The organism is Sphingobium sp. TomTYG65 (assembly GCF_055395525.1).
Genome location: NZ_AP027331.1, coordinates 246,289 through 263,485 on the forward strand (window position 1 = coordinate 246,289; position 17,197 = coordinate 263,485).

Annotated in this window: 15 protein-coding genes; 10 read left to right on the forward strand and 5 right to left on the reverse strand. The window is 60.7% G+C overall.

The genetic code is table 11. The features are described 5' to 3' along the window. Positions 1 to 93 precede the first annotated feature (93 nt). The 4 genes from ACZ5Y5_RS15055 (at position 94) to ACZ5Y5_RS15070 (ending at position 3,916) form a co-directional block, all read left to right on the forward strand. Entirely contained in the window at positions 94 to 1,038 is a 945-nt protein-coding gene (locus tag ACZ5Y5_RS15055; protein WP_464811313.1) for a VOC family protein, read from the forward strand. A gap of 70 nt (positions 1,039 to 1,108) precedes the next feature. Then, positions 1,109 to 2,338 (forward strand): cytochrome P450, encoded by a 1,230-nt coding sequence (locus ACZ5Y5_RS15060; protein WP_464811314.1) that lies wholly within the window; start codon positions 1,109 to 1,111, stop codon positions 2,336 to 2,338. Positions 2,339 to 2,373: 35 nt separating this feature from the next. Then, positions 2,374 to 2,850 carry a nuclear transport factor 2 family protein gene (locus tag ACZ5Y5_RS15065; protein ID WP_464811626.1) on the forward strand — a complete coding sequence of 159 codons (477 nt, stop codon included), beginning with the start codon at positions 2,374 to 2,376 and terminating at the stop codon, positions 2,848 to 2,850. Positions 2,851 to 3,055: 205 nt separating this feature from the next. After that, positions 3,056 to 3,916 carry a hypothetical protein gene (locus ACZ5Y5_RS15070; protein ID WP_464811315.1) on the forward strand — a complete coding sequence of 287 codons (861 nt, stop codon included), beginning with the start codon at positions 3,056 to 3,058 and terminating at the stop codon, positions 3,914 to 3,916. Between the two features lie 64 nt (positions 3,917 to 3,980). Here ACZ5Y5_RS15070 and ACZ5Y5_RS15075 read toward each other — a convergent pair whose 3' ends face one another. Then, positions 3,981 to 4,898 (reverse strand): helix-turn-helix domain-containing protein, encoded by a 918-nt coding sequence (locus ACZ5Y5_RS15075; RefSeq protein WP_464811316.1) that lies wholly within the window; start codon positions 4,896 to 4,898, stop codon positions 3,981 to 3,983. A gap of 269 nt (positions 4,899 to 5,167) precedes the next feature. Here ACZ5Y5_RS15075 and ACZ5Y5_RS15080 point away from each other — a divergent pair, with 269 nt between their 5' ends. Continuing rightward, positions 5,168 to 5,989, forward strand: a complete 822-nt coding sequence (locus ACZ5Y5_RS15080) for an SDR family NAD(P)-dependent oxidoreductase (RefSeq protein WP_464811317.1) — start codon at positions 5,168 to 5,170, stop codon at positions 5,987 to 5,989. Between the two features lie 2 nt (positions 5,990 to 5,991). Further along, on the forward strand, positions 5,992 to 6,903 hold the full coding sequence (locus ACZ5Y5_RS15085; protein ID WP_464811318.1) for a VOC family protein: 912 nt from the start codon (positions 5,992 to 5,994) through the stop codon (positions 6,901 to 6,903). Positions 6,904 to 6,916: 13 nt separating this feature from the next. Here ACZ5Y5_RS15085 and ACZ5Y5_RS15090 read toward each other — a convergent pair whose 3' ends face one another. From ACZ5Y5_RS15090 to ACZ5Y5_RS15100, 3 genes are all read right to left on the reverse strand, one after another. Further along, a complete protein-coding gene (locus ACZ5Y5_RS15090) occupies positions 6,917 to 8,134 on the reverse strand; it encodes an MFS transporter (protein WP_464811319.1) in 1,218 nt (405 codons plus the stop codon). Positions 8,135 to 8,325: 191 nt separating this feature from the next. After that, a complete protein-coding gene (locus ACZ5Y5_RS15095) occupies positions 8,326 to 8,787 on the reverse strand; it encodes an SRPBCC domain-containing protein (RefSeq protein WP_464811320.1) in 462 nt (153 codons plus the stop codon). Next, positions 8,784 to 9,812 (reverse strand): aldo/keto reductase, encoded by a 1,029-nt coding sequence (locus tag ACZ5Y5_RS15100; protein WP_464811321.1) that lies wholly within the window; start codon positions 9,810 to 9,812, stop codon positions 8,784 to 8,786. Before ACZ5Y5_RS15100 ends, ACZ5Y5_RS15095 begins: the two co-directional genes overlap by 4 nt. Before the next feature lie 244 nt (positions 9,813 to 10,056). Between ACZ5Y5_RS15100 and ACZ5Y5_RS15105 the strand changes: the two genes are divergently transcribed. Beyond that, positions 10,057 to 10,578: a VOC family protein gene (locus ACZ5Y5_RS15105; protein ID WP_464811322.1), complete on the forward strand. Its 522-nt coding sequence runs from the start codon at positions 10,057 to 10,059 to the stop codon at positions 10,576 to 10,578. A gap of 71 nt (positions 10,579 to 10,649) precedes the next feature. Next, on the forward strand, positions 10,650 to 11,432 hold the full coding sequence (locus ACZ5Y5_RS15110) for an SDR family oxidoreductase (protein ID WP_464811323.1): 783 nt from the start codon (positions 10,650 to 10,652) through the stop codon (positions 11,430 to 11,432). Positions 11,433 to 11,552: 120 nt separating this feature from the next. Here the strand turns inward: ACZ5Y5_RS15110 and ACZ5Y5_RS15115 are convergent, their stop codons facing one another. After that, positions 11,553 to 13,886: a TonB-dependent receptor gene (locus ACZ5Y5_RS15115; protein WP_464811324.1), complete on the reverse strand. Its 2,334-nt coding sequence runs from the start codon at positions 13,884 to 13,886 to the stop codon at positions 11,553 to 11,555. Positions 13,887 to 14,168: 282 nt separating this feature from the next. Here ACZ5Y5_RS15115 and ACZ5Y5_RS15120 point away from each other — a divergent pair, with 282 nt between their 5' ends. Beyond that, entirely contained in the window at positions 14,169 to 15,314 is a 1,146-nt protein-coding gene (locus tag ACZ5Y5_RS15120; protein ID WP_464811325.1) for an LLM class flavin-dependent oxidoreductase, read from the forward strand. Between the two features lie 318 nt (positions 15,315 to 15,632). Beyond that, complete coding sequence (locus tag ACZ5Y5_RS15125; protein ID WP_464811326.1) at positions 15,633 to 16,985, forward strand: FAD/NAD(P)-binding protein; 1,353 nt, start codon at positions 15,633 to 15,635, stop codon at positions 16,983 to 16,985. Positions 16,986 to 17,197: the final 212 nt, after the last annotated feature.

The following is a 17,197-nucleotide window of genomic DNA, read 5'->3' on the forward strand; positions in this document are numbered from 1 at the left end:
CAGCCGGAAATCGCCCGCGGACGAAGGTTGAACCCGGCCAGACGTCGCACACATGTTCTTTCGTTCAGAGCGAAGGCGACGGGGAGAATTGACTTGCTGAAACAGATCTACGTCGTCGATTTCGTGGTGGATCGGATCGATGCGGCTAAATCCGACTTTGATCGCCTATTCGGCACCGAGCCGCTCGTCATCGAGCCGAGCATGGCGCCCGGTGTGAAGCTCAACGCCATCTATTACCAGATGCCCGGCGAGGGTGCCGGTATTCACGCAGTCGGCATCTTTGATCGAAGCGGGGATGGCCCGAAGGAAGAGCCCGAAGGCGTCATCCTCATCGGCATCCTTTGCGACGACGTCGATGCGACCGTTGCGGAGATGCGCATGCGCGGCGTCGAATTCCTCTACGCCGAACAGCACCGCTATGCGGTCGGGCGCAACAATCTGACCGCGCCGATCCACGGTGTGAGTTATTCGATCGCGCAGCACGACGAAGGAGGGTATGAGCGCGCCAAGTCGATGATGCGCACCGCCAACGGTTCGGTCGAATATGGCGATCCGACTCAGAACGGCATGCTGCGCCAACTTTACGTGATCGACATCGTCGTCCGCGACCTCGACGCGGCGATCGCCAGCTACCGATCCCTGTTGGGCGTCGATCCAATCGACACGACCGCAATCAGTGACTCCGGCGGTGAAATCCGCTCTGCTCATTTCCCGGCGCCTGGCGAGGGCAAGGGCATACATTCGGTCGGCCTGTTCCAACTCACCACCGACGCGCCGCAAACCGCTGGCGGAAAGCGGCTGCAGCAAGCGCTCGATCAGCGCGGCGAAGGCGTCTTCCTCATCGGCTTCCTCGTCGATGACATCGACCGGGCACAAAAGGAGCTAGAGGCGCGCGGTTTCAGCTTCGTCGATCCGGAGCCCCATGCCTATCCGATGGGGCGCGGCAACACGATCACGTCCTTTCACGGAACAGAGATCTGGTTCGCCGAGCATCATGACGGGGCTTACAGCGACTATCGCAAACTGGCGAACGCCTGATGCAAGCCGCAGGCTCTCTTCGATAGCGGCACGATGGCCGGTCATATCCTGAGAGGTACGCACAATGGGGGTGACGCACATTGACGAAGCCGAGCTTCCCTTCATAGATATCCATAGCAACGCCTATGCGACCAACCGGCAATCGGTTGTCGGAGAGGCGCTCAGGCGCTCCTGGGTGGCGCGGTCCGCTACCGGCGTCCACATCCTCGATTATGATGTGATCCGGGAGATGGTGCGCGACAAAAGGCTGGACGGCGCAGGCACCGGTTTTTTCGAAAGCAAGGGCGGCTCGCCCATGCTTGTCGATTACTCACGCGACGGAATGTTGCCGCTTATCCAAGGCCCGCGGCACGATCGTATCCGCCGCGTGCTCCAGCGCGGCTTTGGGTCGGGGCGGATCAACGAGATGCGGCTCGTGATGCGGCGCGTCGCGGAGGATCTTATCGGCCGTATCCCGCCCGATGGCCGCTTCGACATGACTGCGGATTTCAGCCATTGGTATCCACTACGCGTGCTGTGTGCACTGATCGGCGTCCCGGAAGGCGATGTCGAGCGCTTCAGCCAATGGACCGTTACGCTTGGTCTTGTCGGCCGAACGCCGCTCGACCCGCATCTTGCAAAGATCGATGACGCGCTGACCCGCCTCTACGGCTATTATCGCGAACTGGTCGCCGAACGCCGCGATGATCTGGGCGACGATTTCATCAGCACGCTGATCCGGACCCAGGCCGAAAGCGAGACGCTTACCGAGGAGGAAATGTTCGGCGCCCTCGTCAATTTCCTGTTCGCGGGCCACGACACCACGCGCTACCAGCTCGGCTGGGCCATGTATCTTCTGCTCGCCAATCGGGACCAGTGGGACATGCTTGTCGCCGACCCGTCCCTCGCCGGCAACGCCGTGGAAGAAGCGATGCGGCTTGAGCCGTCGCTTGACGGCTTCGTCCGCCAGGTCCGGGAAGATGTCGTTTACCGTGAAATCCTCTTCCCGGCGGGAAGCTTCATCGGCCTGTGCGCGCTCGCCGCGAACAATGATCCCCGCATCTTCCCTGACCCCGAACGGTTCGACATCACCCGGCCGAACGCTTCGAAGCAGCTGACCTTTGGCCTTGGCCAGCGCCTGTGCCTCGGTAACGGGCTGGCGCGCGCCGAGATGGAAGAAGCGCTCATCCTGTTCGCGACGCGCTTTCCTGGCCTTGAAACGGACGGGCCGCCGCAGGTTCCTGAGGGATATACGTCGATGAAGGGGCTAGAGCATTTCCCGCTCATCCTGAACGGCGTGCATGCGGAAAGGCTTGCGTAAACGAGAGGACACGGGGGCAGAGGGCGGTGATCGATATGGTTGACGACAGCGGCATGCGCGACTGGTGGGACCTCAATCGTTTGATGGTCCGTTACGCAAAGGCGTGCGACAGCTTCAACTGGACCGATTATCGCGGGCTTTTCACCGACGATGCGTGGATCGATTATAGCCGCGCCTATGGCCGCGCGGGGACGCCCGACGAGATCACCCGCTGGATGCCGACGATCATGAACCCCGCCTCGCTGCCGCATACTCAGCATATGCTGGCCAACCTCAATGTCGAGGTCGCGGGCGATGCGGCGATGGGCGAAGCCTATTATCTCAACCCCGATGTCGTCGCGGGGCCGGGAGGCAAAAGACTCCTGATCAATGGCGGCCAATATCGCTTCTCGGCAAGGCGCGAAGCTGGTGCTTGGCGCCTCGCCCGGCTGGAGGCTGAACTCTATTGGAGCACTCAGGGCGAGCTTATCGACATTCTCGCCCTCGAACTCACCTCCCCCGCACAGTCCTGAGCAAAGAGCGAAACCGCCGGGTTTGATTCCATCGTCGTTGCTGTGGCTTAGTTTGGAACGCAAGCGAGCAGCGCCGTGACTACGGTGTTCGCAAGCATCGCCCGAGAAGGTTCGGGGTAGCAGATACCGCTACTCCCGGTTGCCCATGCTTGCGGGCTTCACGCCCCCTTCTACGCTGCTGGAGCAACAACAGACGGAGTGGAAAATGCCTTTAGGAATGGGACATGCGGAGCCGGTCTCCATCTCAATCGCAGTGGATGATTTTGCCAAGACGGTGAAGCGCTGGAGCGCACTGATCGGGGCAGAGCCGGTCATCCGCGACTATACCGAGGACGGGCGGCGCCGGGCGCGCTATCGGACGCGATCCTTCGCTTATATGGACCTGATCGAGGCGGGCATCGATGTCGCTGCGGGCGACACGCTGCTCACCTTGATGGTCCCCAATCTTGAAGAGCATGTCGCAGCCGTGCGCGACGCTGGCGGCAGGACGGAAAAGGACGCCGACGGCAACTATCATCTCGACGCCAACGGTGTCGACATCGTCTTCACCTCCCGCCGGCCCGAGGTGTTTGGTAGCCCGATGACGATCCTTCCCTATGTTCTCGACATCACAGTCACCAACATCGCCGACTCGGCAAAGCTTTGGGACGCGATTATGGGCATAGAGGGCACTTACACATCGAAGGAAACCGATTCCGCGGGCCAATTCTCTATGCGCCATTATGTTACCGCGGGTGAGTGTCATGCGATCGGCCTGATGGAAATCGAAGACGATGACTTTATCAAGCGTGACTCCCTTGGTTCATCACACCGCTTCGTGCAAAAGAACCGCGGCGAAGGGACGCTGTGTGTAGGATTCCTCTCCAAGGACGGCTTCGACGCCCATATCGCCGCGCTCTCCCCGGCTGACCGCGACCTCCTGATTTTCGAGGAACCGCGCAGCTACCAGATGGGCCGGAACAATATGTCGCATGCCGACCAGACCGGCGGCGTGTCGGTTGTCATTGCGCAGCACTTCGCGGGTTGGGGCGGCGATCCGAGGGATGCGAAGCTGGAAAACGCTTGATCTTGCTCCCGGCGCCCGTCAACGGGCGCCGGGCCGCCTTGACACCGCTGCGGGCGAATGGCGATTACCTGACCTCGCGCCGAAAACTCTGCATTTCGCCTCTAACGGCGCAGCCTGCTTCGCTTTCGTTGCACTTGGGTTCCTTCAGGTGCCCATTACGAAGCGGGAAACCCCAGAATTTATTCTGCTTTGCGACAAGCAAGGTGATCCAATGCTTCTTTGCATGGCGCATATTCCGATCGACTTGGTGCAGAACGCGCGCGGTCCGCACGAGTTGGCGCATCATGTCCTCGATTTGTACCAGCGACGCATCTGATAGCTGCACGGTTTCATATCCGAAATAATCATTTGTCTCGGCAAAGGGCATGTTCACGAAATGCGTGCGGATGTCGCGTTCCATCACTTTGCGCATCGGGCCGCCGCGACGCCATTCGATCGTCCGCGATCCTCGGATGCGTACCCGGTTACCGGGAAGAAGCTCGATGAGCTTGAGACGATCGAGCCGGGTCAGGAGGTGAATGAGCGTTGGTTCGTCCAGATCATATTCGTCGAAAATCTCTTTGACGGTCCAGCCGCTGTATAAAAGAAACCGCACCAGTGCGAGCGCATCGTCAGAGGCGAGCGCCTGCTCCTGTTCAAGATTGAGGTCGCGTCCGCTTCCCGTATCCTCATGTTTGGCAAGTTCGGCGAGATCAATCAGCGTGAGACCGAGGCAGCCGCAAATCTCTTCAAGCGCCTCGACCGGCACACGGTCCGAATTGAGGTAACGCTTCACCGTCATCACGCTAATGCCGAGATGGTCAGCGATGTCCTGGTAGCGGAAACCGCGGCTCCGAATTTGCTGCTTGAGGGCGTTTTTAAGTAACTGGCTCTGCCCATGGTTATTCGTCCGGCACTGGCCCCACTGGTCGCTCGGAGGGGCGGCGTCGGTCGGTGCAGGTTCCCCGAACTCGCCAGCGGGCAATGCGTAAGCGGTCGCCATTTCAATACCTCTCCAGTCCATAATTGGACATCGATTTGCTATTTTTAGTAATCAATTTATTTTGCAGCATTCCGACCCCGACCTGCAATGTCAACGAGATTCCAGCGGACGCGCGCAGACGCACAGTAACATCTGAAGAAACTCAGGGTAACGGAAGCTGCCGCGTACGGAATGTGGACCTCGACCCTTGGTCGCTCCGTCTTGTCCGTCGCAATCATCGGCTTAGTCTACCGGAACAATGCGGGCGAACGCCAGCAAGGAGAGCGGGAATGACGAGCGCGCAGGCGAACTGGAATTTCGAAGGCGCCCATGTGCTTGTCACCGGCGGTTCAAACGGCATTGGGCATGCTACGGCTCTCGCGTTTCGCGAAGCAGGCGCGGTGGTCACGATAACCGGTCGACGCCCGCGCGCGGCCGATTATGGCAGCGACCTTTACGGCATGACCTATCGTCAGCTTGAGATTGCGGACGATCGAGCTGTCGAGGCGGTGGCGAAATCGCTCGAAAGGCTGGACATACTGATCAACAATGCTGGCGAGCCGATGCCCGGCGGGCCCGACCAATGGCAGCCCGATGCATTCGAAGCGTCGCTGAAGGTCAATATCTCAAGCCTCTTCCGGCTCTCGACCGCTTGCCTGCCGCTATTGCGGGAAAGCAGGCTCGCAAGCGGCGCCTCGATTATCGGGATCGCGTCGCTCACATCCTTCTTCGGCTTTCCCCTCACACCCGGTTACGGCGCGGCGAAAGCCGGACTGGTCGCGCTCACCAAGACGATGGCGGCGCAATGGGGCCGCTACAATATCCGTGCAAATGCGATCGCGGCGGGCACGATCGAGACCAATATGGGTGGCGGCCCCAATCCCCACGCTCCCAAACTCGGCTGGGAACGGGCTTTCACGGCGCGAACGCCGCTCGCGCGCAAGGGAAATGCCAGCGAAGTGGCCAACCCCATATTGTTCCTGTGCAGCGACGCCGCGCGCTATATCACAGGGGAAACGCTTCTCGTCGATGGCGGCTATGCTTCGACGATGTGGGAAATCCCCGACGTCGATGAGATGCTCGCCCTAGCCAGCGGCGCTGGGGAAACTTGAGCATGCCCACCCTTTCGCACCGCAGCCTCTGCGTCACTGACATCGAACGGTCGCTGCGCTTCTATTGCGACGCGCTGGACTTCGTCCAGACCCATCGGCTGGCAGACCTGGAGGGGCCTTGGCTCGACCGCGCTAACGGACTTGCGGAATGTCGGATCGAAGTTGCCGGCATACACAACCTTCAAGGGATCACGCTCAACCTCATCGCCTTCGCGAAACCGGGCCCTGTCGGTACGACGCGGCGGCGTCAGATGTTCGAGATCGGGCCGACCCACATCAATTTCTATGTCCGAGACCTCGACGCCACCCTTGCGCGGGTGCGCGCGGCGGGTGGCACTGTCCTTGAACATACCCGCATCGATGCCGAAGGCGTCTCGATGCTCTATTGCACCGATCCAGACGGCATTCGGGTCGAGCTGTGGACGAGTAACCCGTATGACGCGGGCGGCATGGCGAGCGCGATTCCGGGCGTCGACATCAAATTTTCCCATTCGGGGATTTGCGTACCCGACATCGCTCGCTCGCTCCCCTTCTATGAGGCGCTGGGCTTCACCGCTGCCGAACGGTTTGATTATCGATCGCCGCCCGGTCAGCTCGACAGGATGAGCGAATGTGAAGGTTCGCAGCTTCTCGCACAGATGATGCGGATGAAAGATGATGTCGTCGAACTTCTCCAGTACGACCATCCGCCGCTCATAGGCGCGCGCGACGGCAGTCCCCGGCCCACGAACCAGATCGGCCTCGTAAACCTCGCCTTCCACGTTGAGTCTATCGACGACCTCCTCCCGCGCCTCATCGGGACTGGCGGCAGCGTGATCCCGGAGAGTCGCAGCAGTTGGGGGCCGGAAGAGCAAATCCAATGTCTCGACCCCGACGGCGTGCGGATCGAACTTGTCGCAGCAGTCGCAGGCTGACCGGCTGTTCGGCTCAAGCCGCCGCCAAGCTCGCCAAACGTGCTCCGCGCTCAAGCCGGGCGAGCAGCAGCGCCATCACTCCTGCGACGGCAAAGCCTGCGATGTGCAGCACGAAGGCGAGCGTATAGCTGCCGGTGAGGTCACGCAGATAGCCGGCGAAAGGCGCGGCGCCGAACATGATCGGAAGCGTCATCGGACTCAGCATCCCATAAACCTTGGGAAATTGCCTCGGCCCGTAAAGCGATGAGATGACCACAGCGGTCGAAACCATATAGCCGCCTCCGCATGCGCCCACGACAGCGGCGACAATGACGAGCAGTGTGAAGCTGTTTGCGACGAGGAGCAGTATCCAGGCAGCGCCCTGAAAAAGCGCGCTGATGGCGAGCGCGATTCCTCCGCCCCATTTCTCGGCGATCCAGCCAAAGATGGGCGACCCCAGGATGCCCATGCCGCCCGCGATCGAAAGAATGAGCGCCGCCCCCTCGATTGGAAAACCACGCTCGAACATCAGCGGCGCGAGATGTGCCGACTTCGTGATCGCGCCCGACACGATGAACGATGATGACGCAACGATGAGCCAGAAGGCAGGGCTGGCCATGAGTTGCTTGGGCGATGTTCGCGCACGCGGATCGACGATGGTTTCGCCCTCGCCAGGCGGCGCATCGACCACGAACAAGATCATCGCGAATAGAGGCAGGTAGACGAGGGCCAGGGAGATATAGGTCCATCGCAGCCCGAATGATTGCAGGAGGGCTACGCACAGTAGCGGAACGATCATCACCGCAAGCGGCATGTTGACAATGCCGAGCGCCCTGCCCTGCGCCTTACCGAACCAATTGCAGGCCAATGCATTGCTCGGCATCACGCCGCAGAGGGATATGCCCGGCCCGATAAGAAGTGCGTTTGCAGCGAGCATCCAAACGGCGCTGTCAGCGAAAGCAAGAGTAAGATAGCCTAAGCCACTTAACGCGGCGCCCAACAGCATAACGAAACGGATCGAAGTCCGCCCGATCAACCAAGATGTGATCGGCGCGAAGATGCCGGTGGCGAGCAGTACCATGCCGAGCCCGAGCGAGGCGATGGCGCGGGTCGTGTGGAGATGGTCCTGGCTGGCCAGGATGAGCGCGCCGAACGAGCCGAACAGCATCCCAGGAGCAAGATTTTGCGCGAAGAATGCAATCACGAGCATCCGCCAGCGTCGCGGGTCGGGCGCGGCGATCATCGGGGGCATGCTGACGTCGTGCGAGCGGGAATAGGTGTGCCTGAACGCGCAGCCGGACGACGAATGATAATTCTCATGACCGGAGCGTCGTCCCGAAGCGCCACAGGAACAAGCTTGTTCGTGAAAACCAAGCCTGTGGGATCATCTCGAGCATCCAGGCATAACTGATTCTGATACCAGCGCCTCACCTGTCGCCCACTTCAGCCGGTTTCGTCGGAAAGCAATTGCTCGCATCGAGCCTTCAGCGCTCCGGCAAGGCGGTTGAAACTATCCGCGATCGCGAAACCATAGGCAGCAAGAGCGGCGTCGGCACCCGGCCCATCGAAGCTGTCAGTGGTGCGATAAACGGTACTTCCGCTCCAGGTCGGCGCGATATACTGGTCACGCCGCGTCCGGATGGATTTGTCGGAATAGCCCCAGGCAATATGGAAGGGCGCCTCAATCCCAAAAATATGATGCTCCACCATCACCTCCTTCCCCAGGATCGCCGCATCGCTGATCCAGAGGCGGATCGGCTCGCCGACTTGCAGCTCAGACTCGGCGCGGCGATTGAGCGGGTTCCACGCCTCATAGCGCGGCAGATCGACCAGCACGCTCCAGACGAGCGCCGTCGGCGCTTCGATGATTACGGGAGTCGAAGAGATGACACGTGCCGGGTTCATCGGGCGCGGTGATTGTCGAGAAGGTCGGAGCGGAATTGGCTCACCATCCATGCGGCCTCCAGAAAATCATGCGGAAAGCCGGGCTCGACCGCCGAGACTGTGCGGAGCCTTGCGATATGCGCCTGCTCAAGCGTCAGAGTGATACTCGCGAGCGAGGGACCAAGCTGGTCCGCCGTACGTGCGCCAACGATCGGGATAATCGGGGGACAGCAGGCGGGAGGACGCAGCGCCGCCAGCGCGATTTCGGCCGGTTCGCGGCCGATCTCCGCTGCCACCGCCAAAAGCTCCGCAACGATAGCGCGTTGTCGAGCATCGCTCTTGGCGCCGTTTAGACGACCGGTCGCGCCGGGCACTTCATATTTGCCGGTCAAAAGACCGCCGGCGAGCGGTGACCAAGCCGCGACCCCCAGGTCCAACTCGCGCGCCATCGGGATGATCTCACGCTCCGCAGTGCGTTCAATAAGACTGTAATTTGCCTGGACGCCGATGAAGCTTGACCAGCCACGCAGCTCAGCAAGCATGTTCGCGCGGCTCACCTGCCACGCTGGCGTGTCGGAGGCAGCGATGTAGAGAATCTTCCCGGCTGAGACCAGATCGTCGAGCCCGCGCATTATCTCCTCGATCGGCGCGGTTCCGTCCCACCAGTGGAGATAATAAAGATCGACATGATCGGTCCCCAGTCGTTTCAGGCTCGCCTCAAGCGAGCGGACCATATTCTTGCGGCCGTTACCGGCGGCTGGCCCATATTTGCCCTCAGCTGCGAGCGTCGGCGTATATTTGCTCGCGATGACATAGCAGTCACGCGATCCCGCGACGAGCGATCCCAATATCTCCTCGGAGGCGCCTTCGTTATACACATAGGCGCTGTCGAAGAATGTTCCGCCCGCATCGACAAAACGCGCGAAGACAGCGCGGCTCTCCTCGATGCTGCTGCCGAGCGTGCCCCAATTTTCCCCAAATGTCTGGGTGCCGAGACAGAGTTCGGATACGCGCAGCCCCGACCGGCCGAACAATTTATAACGCATGCTTCTCCTCCATCACGACTTTGGAAGAGGTGTGGCGCGCTGTCGCGCCATGCTTTCGCCGGTCACAGCCCCTGCGTCCTCCAAGACCAGCTTCTGTGACTCCGCCAAAGTTCGCAATTGCGCTTGGCGTAACCGCAAGGCGCACAGGACGGCACTAAGAGCAGCGCTGTGCTCCGATAGCTGGAGCCGTCGCGCCGGTGATGATAGCGCTCCTTCAAGACACGATCGCGAGGAGACCGCGGATATGGCAGAGAGGCAAGCGCACGGCCCTGCCGGCATGAAGATCGTCCAGTTGGGCTTCACGGTGCGCGATCGTGAGGCGGCCATCGGCGAATGGATCGGCACGATGGGCGCCGGTCCCTTCTTCGTTGCCGATGTCGCAATGCCGATGACCTATCGGGGCGAAGAGCGTCCGGCGCAATGGAAAGTCGCGCATGGGTGCAGCGGCAACCTCTTTATTGAGCTGATTGAAGCCGCTCCGGGTCCATCGATCTACACTGCCCGCGACCTCGGTCTTCATCACGTCATGGTCGCAACCGACGGCGGCTATGCCTCGCTTCTCGCGCATTTTCTCGCGCGCGGGTGTCAGATTGCGGCCGAGCATGACTCCGAGATGGCGCGCTTCTGCTATCTGGAAGGCGCTCCCGAACTCGCGCCCTTCATCGAACTTTACGACATGCCGCCGGCCGTCGCCGACCTGTTCGGACGCATTCGCGCCGCGCATGAGGCATGGGACGGCAGCGACCCGGTTCGCCCGCTCGCCTGACGCCAGGCCTTTCAGAACGACGCGAGCAGGCTGAGCTTGTTATTGCATCGATGCCGGCGGGGAGAATGCCTATGCTATTGGAAGACAAGGCGATCATCATCACCGGGGTTGGCCCCGGTATGGGGCGCGAAATGGCGATGATCGCAGCGCGAGAAGGCGCTCGGGTTGCAATCGCCGCGCGCTCGGCCGACTTCCTCTCCCTAGTCGTGGATGACATTCGCGCGGGAGGCGGCGAAGCGATCGCGGTGCCGACGGATGTCGGAGATACCGGGCAATGTGAGCGCTTGGCGCAGACTGCGGCGGCATCCTTTGGCCGGATCGACGGGCTGGTGAATAGCGCCGTGTCCTCGCTTCCAACGGGTCCCGTTGAAGGCGGCGATCTCGATGCCTGGATGACCACGATGTCAGTGAGCTGCTTCGGCGCGTTGCGGATGTATCAGGCCGTCCTGCCCGTCATGAAGCAGCAGCGGGACGGCGCGATTGTCAACGTCTCGTCAATGGCCGCGATCAAGCCTTCGCCGGGCCAGGCCGCCTATGCGGTGGCCAAGGCGGCACTCGAGGGCGCAACGCGGCAACTTGCAGCCGAAGCAGGACCATTCCATGTTCGTGTCAACTGCGTACGACCCGGTTGGATGTGGGGTGCCTCGGTCGAACATCATCTGACTGCCGAGGCGCAGGCGCGCGGCGTGTCTGTCGAGAGCCTTGCCGCGGCTGTCGCCGCGAACATCCCGCTCGGCTTCGTGCCGCCCGACGCCGAATGCGCAAAGGCCGTACTCATGCTGCTTTCCGACTTTGCGCGGATGGTCACCGGCGCGACGCTCGACGTGAATGGCGGCGAGATGATGTCGCCCTGATATTCATCGTTACGAGCAAGTACGGCGCCTCGCCGATAGATACGATCGGCACACAAGAAAATCCGGCGGATACGAAGTCAGTATCCGCCGGACAGGGAGGGAGCTTGTGGATTTGCCCGATCAGAATTCAAAGCTGGCATCGACCCCGTATGTGCGGGGACGGTTGAACGATGCGGCCGCGATACCGCCCACGTCGCTGAGATAATCGATAACCCGGCGATTGAAGATATTCTCTGCCCACAGCGACAGCTTGACCTTCGAGCCCGCGACCGGGATGTCGACGGCGCTGACGCGACCGTTCACGATCCAGCGCGCTTGGGACGTCGCTGCCCGATCAAGCGCCGGGTCGGCGAAGGGCGAGAGCGCGAATTTGGTGTCGCTGCGGTAATTGGCGTCAACCGCGAAGGCGAGATAGGTTCCTCCGCTCATCGGCAGGGTTTCATAGCGAATGCTCGGCGCAAAGGTGAGCTTGGGCGACAATGGCCGGACCGCGAAGTCCGAGATATCCTCAGGCGTTCCGGAAAGCAGACTTGAGATATATTCCTTATATTTGAAATCCAGATAACCGAGATTGGCGCTGATCGTCAGACCGCGAGCCGGCACAAGTGTCGCCTCCGCCTCAATACCCTTGATCTGTGCCTTGCCTGCATTTTCATAATTGAGGACGGTGGTGAATACGGACACCTGGAGATTCTTATAATCCGAGATGAAGCCTGCGAGATTGAGGCGAAGGGCATTATCGAAAAACTCACCCTTCATGCCGATTTCATAGGCGCGTAGGCTCTCGGGATCGAACGACTTCCCGTTGTAGAGCCCCCCCGACAAATAACCCGTGCTGATCTTGCCATAGACCATAATGTCCGGCGTCGCCTGATATTCGATCACCCCTTGATAGGTAAGGCGGTCGAAATTGGCCTTGTTCGTCGTGGTTGGGGTCGTCAGGAAATTGATTTCCTTGCGCTGGTCCCAAGTCTGACGGACACCGGCGGTCAGCTTGATCTGGTCGGTGATCGCGAAGCTACCCTGCGCATAGACCGCCGCAGAGGAATTGCGCACGCGGACATTGGCGAAATGGTCTGCCGGCGTGATATCGACCGAGCCTCCGGCAGGCGGGAAGACCTTGAAGAACATGACCTCGGTCACGTCGGTCGCCTTTTCCTTGAAATAGAATGCGCCCACGGTCCAATCGAAACGATCCCCGTCCCCGATGAACTGGAGTTCGTTCGAAAATTGCTTCTGTTTGCGGTTCGAAATGGCATCGAGCACAGTGAAGTCGTTGCCGGTCCCGCCGAACGGATCGATAAGATGATTACCCTCGAACGCGTTGCCCAGCGCGACCTGCTTCAGCTTGCGATAGGCGGCGATATTCTTGGCCGTCACCTGGTCGCTTAGCTCATAGGACATGGTCAGGCTGTGACCTTGGGCGCGGAGCGTGTCGGTGGCGCGCTGGGGCTCATAAAGTGCGCTCAGCGGCCGCGTGCTGATGATGTTGGTGCCGCCGAGCTGAGGCTGGAGCGACAGGATAAAGGCCATGGTTCCGCCAAGCGGGTTGGTCCCGGGGATATCGGCTGGGCCGCGCAGCCCGATTAGCTGAAAGGCTTGCTGAGAACCTTTGAAATCGGTGTAGTCGAACTTGTAGTTCGCCACAAACGGGCCGCCGTTGTCGAACCGTACTGCCGCGAACACCGTATCTGCGTTGCGCTCGCCCAGGGTTTTGGCGGCGACGGCCCGGCCGATGAGGCCGTTGGTGCCGGCGGTATAGTCCCGCACCACGCCCGCCGCGAGATTCTTGACATAACCGTCAGTCTCCCGGTGCTGATAGGTGATCGAGGCCGAAATAGCTCTAAGCGCCGGAAAATCTATCCGCGTCTTACTGCGGAAATCATTGAACCGCCCGTAGCTCAGCTCCTGCTTGATGCCGAACTCGCCCGTTGGCTCGCGGGTGATGATGTTCACTGCGCCGCCTGTCGTGTTCCGGCCGAACAAGGTGCCCTGCGGCCCGCGCAGCACCTCAATGCGTGCAATGTCGGCGACATCGAACAAGGTTCCTGACGAGCGGCCGAGATAGACGCCGTCGATATAGAGGCTGACGCCGTTGTCCAGCTGCGGCGTCGTTTCTCCGCCAAGGACGCCGCGGAGCGAATAGACCGGCAGCGCTGCATTGCTCGGCTGCTGTTGAACTTGGAAGTTTGGAACGATCGCGCCAAGGCCGCTCACGTTGACGATGCGCATGCGCTCTAGCGAGTCTGACGAGAGAGCGGTGACAGCCACCGGCACGCGCTGCAGATTTTCCTCGCGCTTTTGCGCCGTGACTACAATGTCCTCGAGCCCGCCTGGCGCTGGCGTGGCAGGTGCGGTCTGCGCGAAGGCGGGTGCGGCAGCAAGCGCCGCCAAAGCTGTGAGCGAGACGCGTCCAAGCAGGCCGGTCCACGCCTGAGTGCGATAAGTTGACATGCCATCCTCCCCAAAATCCTCGGCCCGTCCGGCGGCTCGTCGCGGTCGCTCGGCTCGGCAAGCAACATCTAACCACCGCAGAGGCATCACTGAAAGCGCCGCGGCGGCTTCGCGCCGGTCGCTGATCCACGGGTCGCGATACCGTTCTCGCCGGTAACTCATGACGAACCCGGCGACTGCGCTCCATCCGATCGCTGTTGCTGCCGGTGGACCTGTCCTACTCTCAGCCGCATCAAATCACCGCCCTATAGAGGCGAAAGATCAGGCAAGAGAGGACGCTCAATGAAATTCTCGCTCATCTATGAGGCACAGATCGTCGATATTTCCCGCGCCGCCGAGCAGCGTTGCTATCAGGAGATCATCGAACAGTGCCAGTTCGCGGAAAAGCAGGGCTTTGACACTGTCTGGGCGGTAGAACACACCGCACTTACGCAATATGCGCATATGTCCGCTCCCGAAACCTTCCTGGCCTTCATCGCAGGAGCGACCACGACGCTGAATGTAGGCCATGGCGTCATCTGCCTTCCGCCCGCTATGAACCATCCGATCAAGGTCGCCGAACGTGTCGCGACGCTGGACATCATGTCGAAGGGCCGTGTCCATTTCGGGATTGGCAAGGGCGGCACGCAACAGGAAGCGGGCGCCTATGGCTATGACTTGGCGACGTTGCAGCCCCAAATCGACGAAATGATGTACCTGATTCCCAAGATCATGGTTCAGGACGAGATTGAACATGATGGCGAGTTCGTGAAAATCCCGCGCCGGCCCATTCATCCCAAGCCTTACCAGGATCCGCACCCGCCGATGTATATGGCGTGCACGTCGGAACCGACCTTGGTCCGCGCGGGCGAGCGCGGGTTGGGTGCGCTTGTCCTTGGCTTTTCGGGCCCCGACGAGATTGCGCGCAAAAACGCCATATATCGACAGGCCTTCCGTAACCGCAGAGCGGAGGATCAAGTCGGCTTCCGGCCGAATGAACATCTCGCTGCGCTCTGCCCGGTCATCTGCCTCGAAGACCGCGAAGAGGCGCGTCGCATTGGCCTTCGCGGACAGCGCTTTTTTGGCGAGGCGATCCACCATTGGTATGGGGGCGGACCGAAACCGCGAACAGACGATCTTGACGCCGATCAGTTGGTCGAGGAATTGCACCGTTCGGAAGAACGGCTGGTGGCTCGTTTGGGCGATGCCTTGATTCCGGTGACGTTGGATGTGACCGAACTGTACAACGAGAAAAACGCCTACGGCACGCCGGAAGACGTGATCGCTCACCTCGAAAAGCTATTTGAAGCGGGAGCGGACGAAATACTGTTTCTTCCCCAAATGGGCACGGTCCCACACGAAGCGATCATGGAAACAATTCGCCTGCTCGGCGAGCAGGTGATTCCGTATTTCCGACAGAAGACGAAGCTTGACCCCGCCAAATCTTAGCCGGAGAAGCTGAATTGAGGGTTAGGGGTGCGCAAGGATTGCTGGGCAGGGCGGGACCAATGCTAAGGGTTGTCGCCACGAAAATACGTCAAAGGTAAAGGAAGCAACCGGCGGGCTAAGTCTTGGCTGTCACCTTCTAATGACGAAACGCCGGTTCGGACCCTTTGGGGTCATTAAGTTGCAGATTTCGTGCGCGAGGCGCAGACTGTCCGCCCCTGTATACCAAATTGCAAAGATGCCTACAAACAGGTCAAAGCCACGGCAGCCTTTGCAAGAGATGATTTGACTCCGCTGCAGAGCCTGCGCGAATGACTTGCCATGCTGAAGGTTGATCACGCCGTCATTATTGGTGGGGGGTTCAGTGGAACCCTGCTCGCCATGAACCTGCTGAGATATGGTTCGCTCAGGGTCACGATCATCGAGAAGCGAGCGGATCGATTGGGTCGAGGCCTTGCCTACGGAGCAGCGCAGGAGGGGCACATCCTCAACGTGCGGGCTGCAAACATGAGCGCGCTTCCCGACCGGCCAGATCATTTCGTCGAGTGGCTGGCGAAGCAGGGGATGGGAGGCGAAGGCAGCTTCGCCACCAGGCGGGATTACGGCGCATATCTGTGCGTTCTGCTGAAAGAGATGAGCAGTCAGGCGCAAGGGAGGCTCACGGTACTGACCGATGACGCCATCGACCTGCTGCGAACCGAAGCCGGCGTTCGCGTCATGCTGCGCTCAGGCGGCCATGTGGATGCCGACATCTCGACGCTCGCCCCGGGTAATTTGCCGCCGCACGACATCGCTGCCTTCGACGGCATTGAGGATAGCGCCTATGTCAGCGATCCATGGGCTGAAGATGTGGCGGAGGGTTTGCAGCCGGCCGATGAGGTCCTCCTTCTCGGAAGCGGACTGACTGCCATAGACTGCGCCCTTAGCCTAGAGAATGCCGGATTCCGGGGCCGCATAACGGCGCTTTCCCGTAGAGGACTGAGGCCCCATGGCCATCGGCCAGCAATGCCCTATGTCCCGCGTGCCGATCGCCCAGCAGGCAGTCTCTCGAGCCTCGTGCGGCAGGTGAAGCGCCGCAGCGCGGAGATAGGCTGGCGCAACGCCGTGGACGAATTGCGCCCTTTCATTCAGGACATGTGGCGGGCCGCAACCGGAGAAGAACGGAGTCGGTTCTTGCGCCACCTTCGCCCCTACTGGGACGTGCATCGCCACCGCATCGCACCTCAAGTCGCGGAACGACTGGGACGCATGCAGGCAGATGGGCGTCTGCAGGTACGGGCCGGGAAAGTGGTGAAGGTGACACCCGAAGGAAAGTCGCTCGTCGTCCTACTTCGCGAGCGCGGGCAGGCAGAGGTCGAGGCGCTGCACGTCGCGCGGGTCATCAACTGCACAGGTCCGCTTGGAGATTTGCGCCGAACGCGTGACCCGCTGCTCCAGCGCTTGGCGGAACGAGGCGATATCCGTCCCGATCCGCTTTCCATCGGCATAGATGTCGATCGTCAGTGTCGCGCAATCGCCGGCGATGGCGCGGCGCAAACACGTCTGTTCGTGGTCGGTCCCATGACACGCGGGGCGCATTGGGAGATCGTCGCGGTTCCCGATATTCGCCGGCAAGTCTGGGCGCTCGCACGCGAGATAACCGGCGCCCACTGGGTCGAAGCCGAAGGGCTTTAGACGGCGTTCCAAAGCGAGCCAGCCAGATACTCGGTTGTTGCTGAGATAGCAGCAGCATCTCTGTCGGTTGTGTAATTTCGACCAGTGCATCGGCAGAGATTTGCACAACAACGTTTAAAAACAGCATCTTAAGAAAATGGCACAGCATTTGCGACGGATGCCCCCGTCCGATCCGCGCAACGCGGACTTGTTTCAACAAATGGGGGAACCTC

Bases quoted from the DNA above. Each gene is read 5' to 3' on its own strand.
- ACZ5Y5_RS15090 (WP_464811319.1), bottom strand. From the start codon at position 8,134: ATGCCCCCGATGATCGCCGCGCCCGACCCGCGACGCTGGCGGATGCTC.
- ACZ5Y5_RS15075 (WP_464811316.1), bottom strand. From the start codon at position 4,898: ATGGCGACCGCTTACGCATTGCCCGCTGGCGAGTTCGGGGAACCTGCA.
- ACZ5Y5_RS15085 (WP_464811318.1), top strand. From the start codon at position 5,992: ATGCCCACCCTTTCGCACCGCAGCCTCTGCGTCACTGACATCGAACGG.
- ACZ5Y5_RS15120 (WP_464811325.1), top strand. From the start codon at position 14,169: ATGAAATTCTCGCTCATCTATGAGGCACAGATCGTCGATATTTCCCGC.
- ACZ5Y5_RS15080 (WP_464811317.1), top strand. From the start codon at position 5,168: ATGACGAGCGCGCAGGCGAACTGGAATTTCGAAGGCGCCCATGTGCTT.
- ACZ5Y5_RS15095 (WP_464811320.1), bottom strand. From the start codon at position 8,787: ATGAACCCGGCACGTGTCATCTCTTCGACTCCCGTAATCATCGAAGCG.
- ACZ5Y5_RS15110 (WP_464811323.1), top strand. From the start codon at position 10,650: ATGCTATTGGAAGACAAGGCGATCATCATCACCGGGGTTGGCCCCGGT.
- ACZ5Y5_RS15105 (WP_464811322.1), top strand. From the start codon at position 10,057: ATGGCAGAGAGGCAAGCGCACGGCCCTGCCGGCATGAAGATCGTCCAG.
- ACZ5Y5_RS15065 (WP_464811626.1), top strand. From the start codon at position 2,374: ATGGTTGACGACAGCGGCATGCGCGACTGGTGGGACCTCAATCGTTTG.
- ACZ5Y5_RS15100 (WP_464811321.1), bottom strand. From the start codon at position 9,812: ATGCGTTATAAATTGTTCGGCCGGTCGGGGCTGCGCGTATCCGAACTC.
- ACZ5Y5_RS15125 (WP_464811326.1), top strand. From the start codon at position 15,633: ATGCTGAAGGTTGATCACGCCGTCATTATTGGTGGGGGGTTCAGTGGA.
- ACZ5Y5_RS15115 (WP_464811324.1), bottom strand. From the start codon at position 13,886: ATGTCAACTTATCGCACTCAGGCGTGGACCGGCCTGCTTGGACGCGTC.
- ACZ5Y5_RS15070 (WP_464811315.1), top strand. From the start codon at position 3,056: ATGCCTTTAGGAATGGGACATGCGGAGCCGGTCTCCATCTCAATCGCA.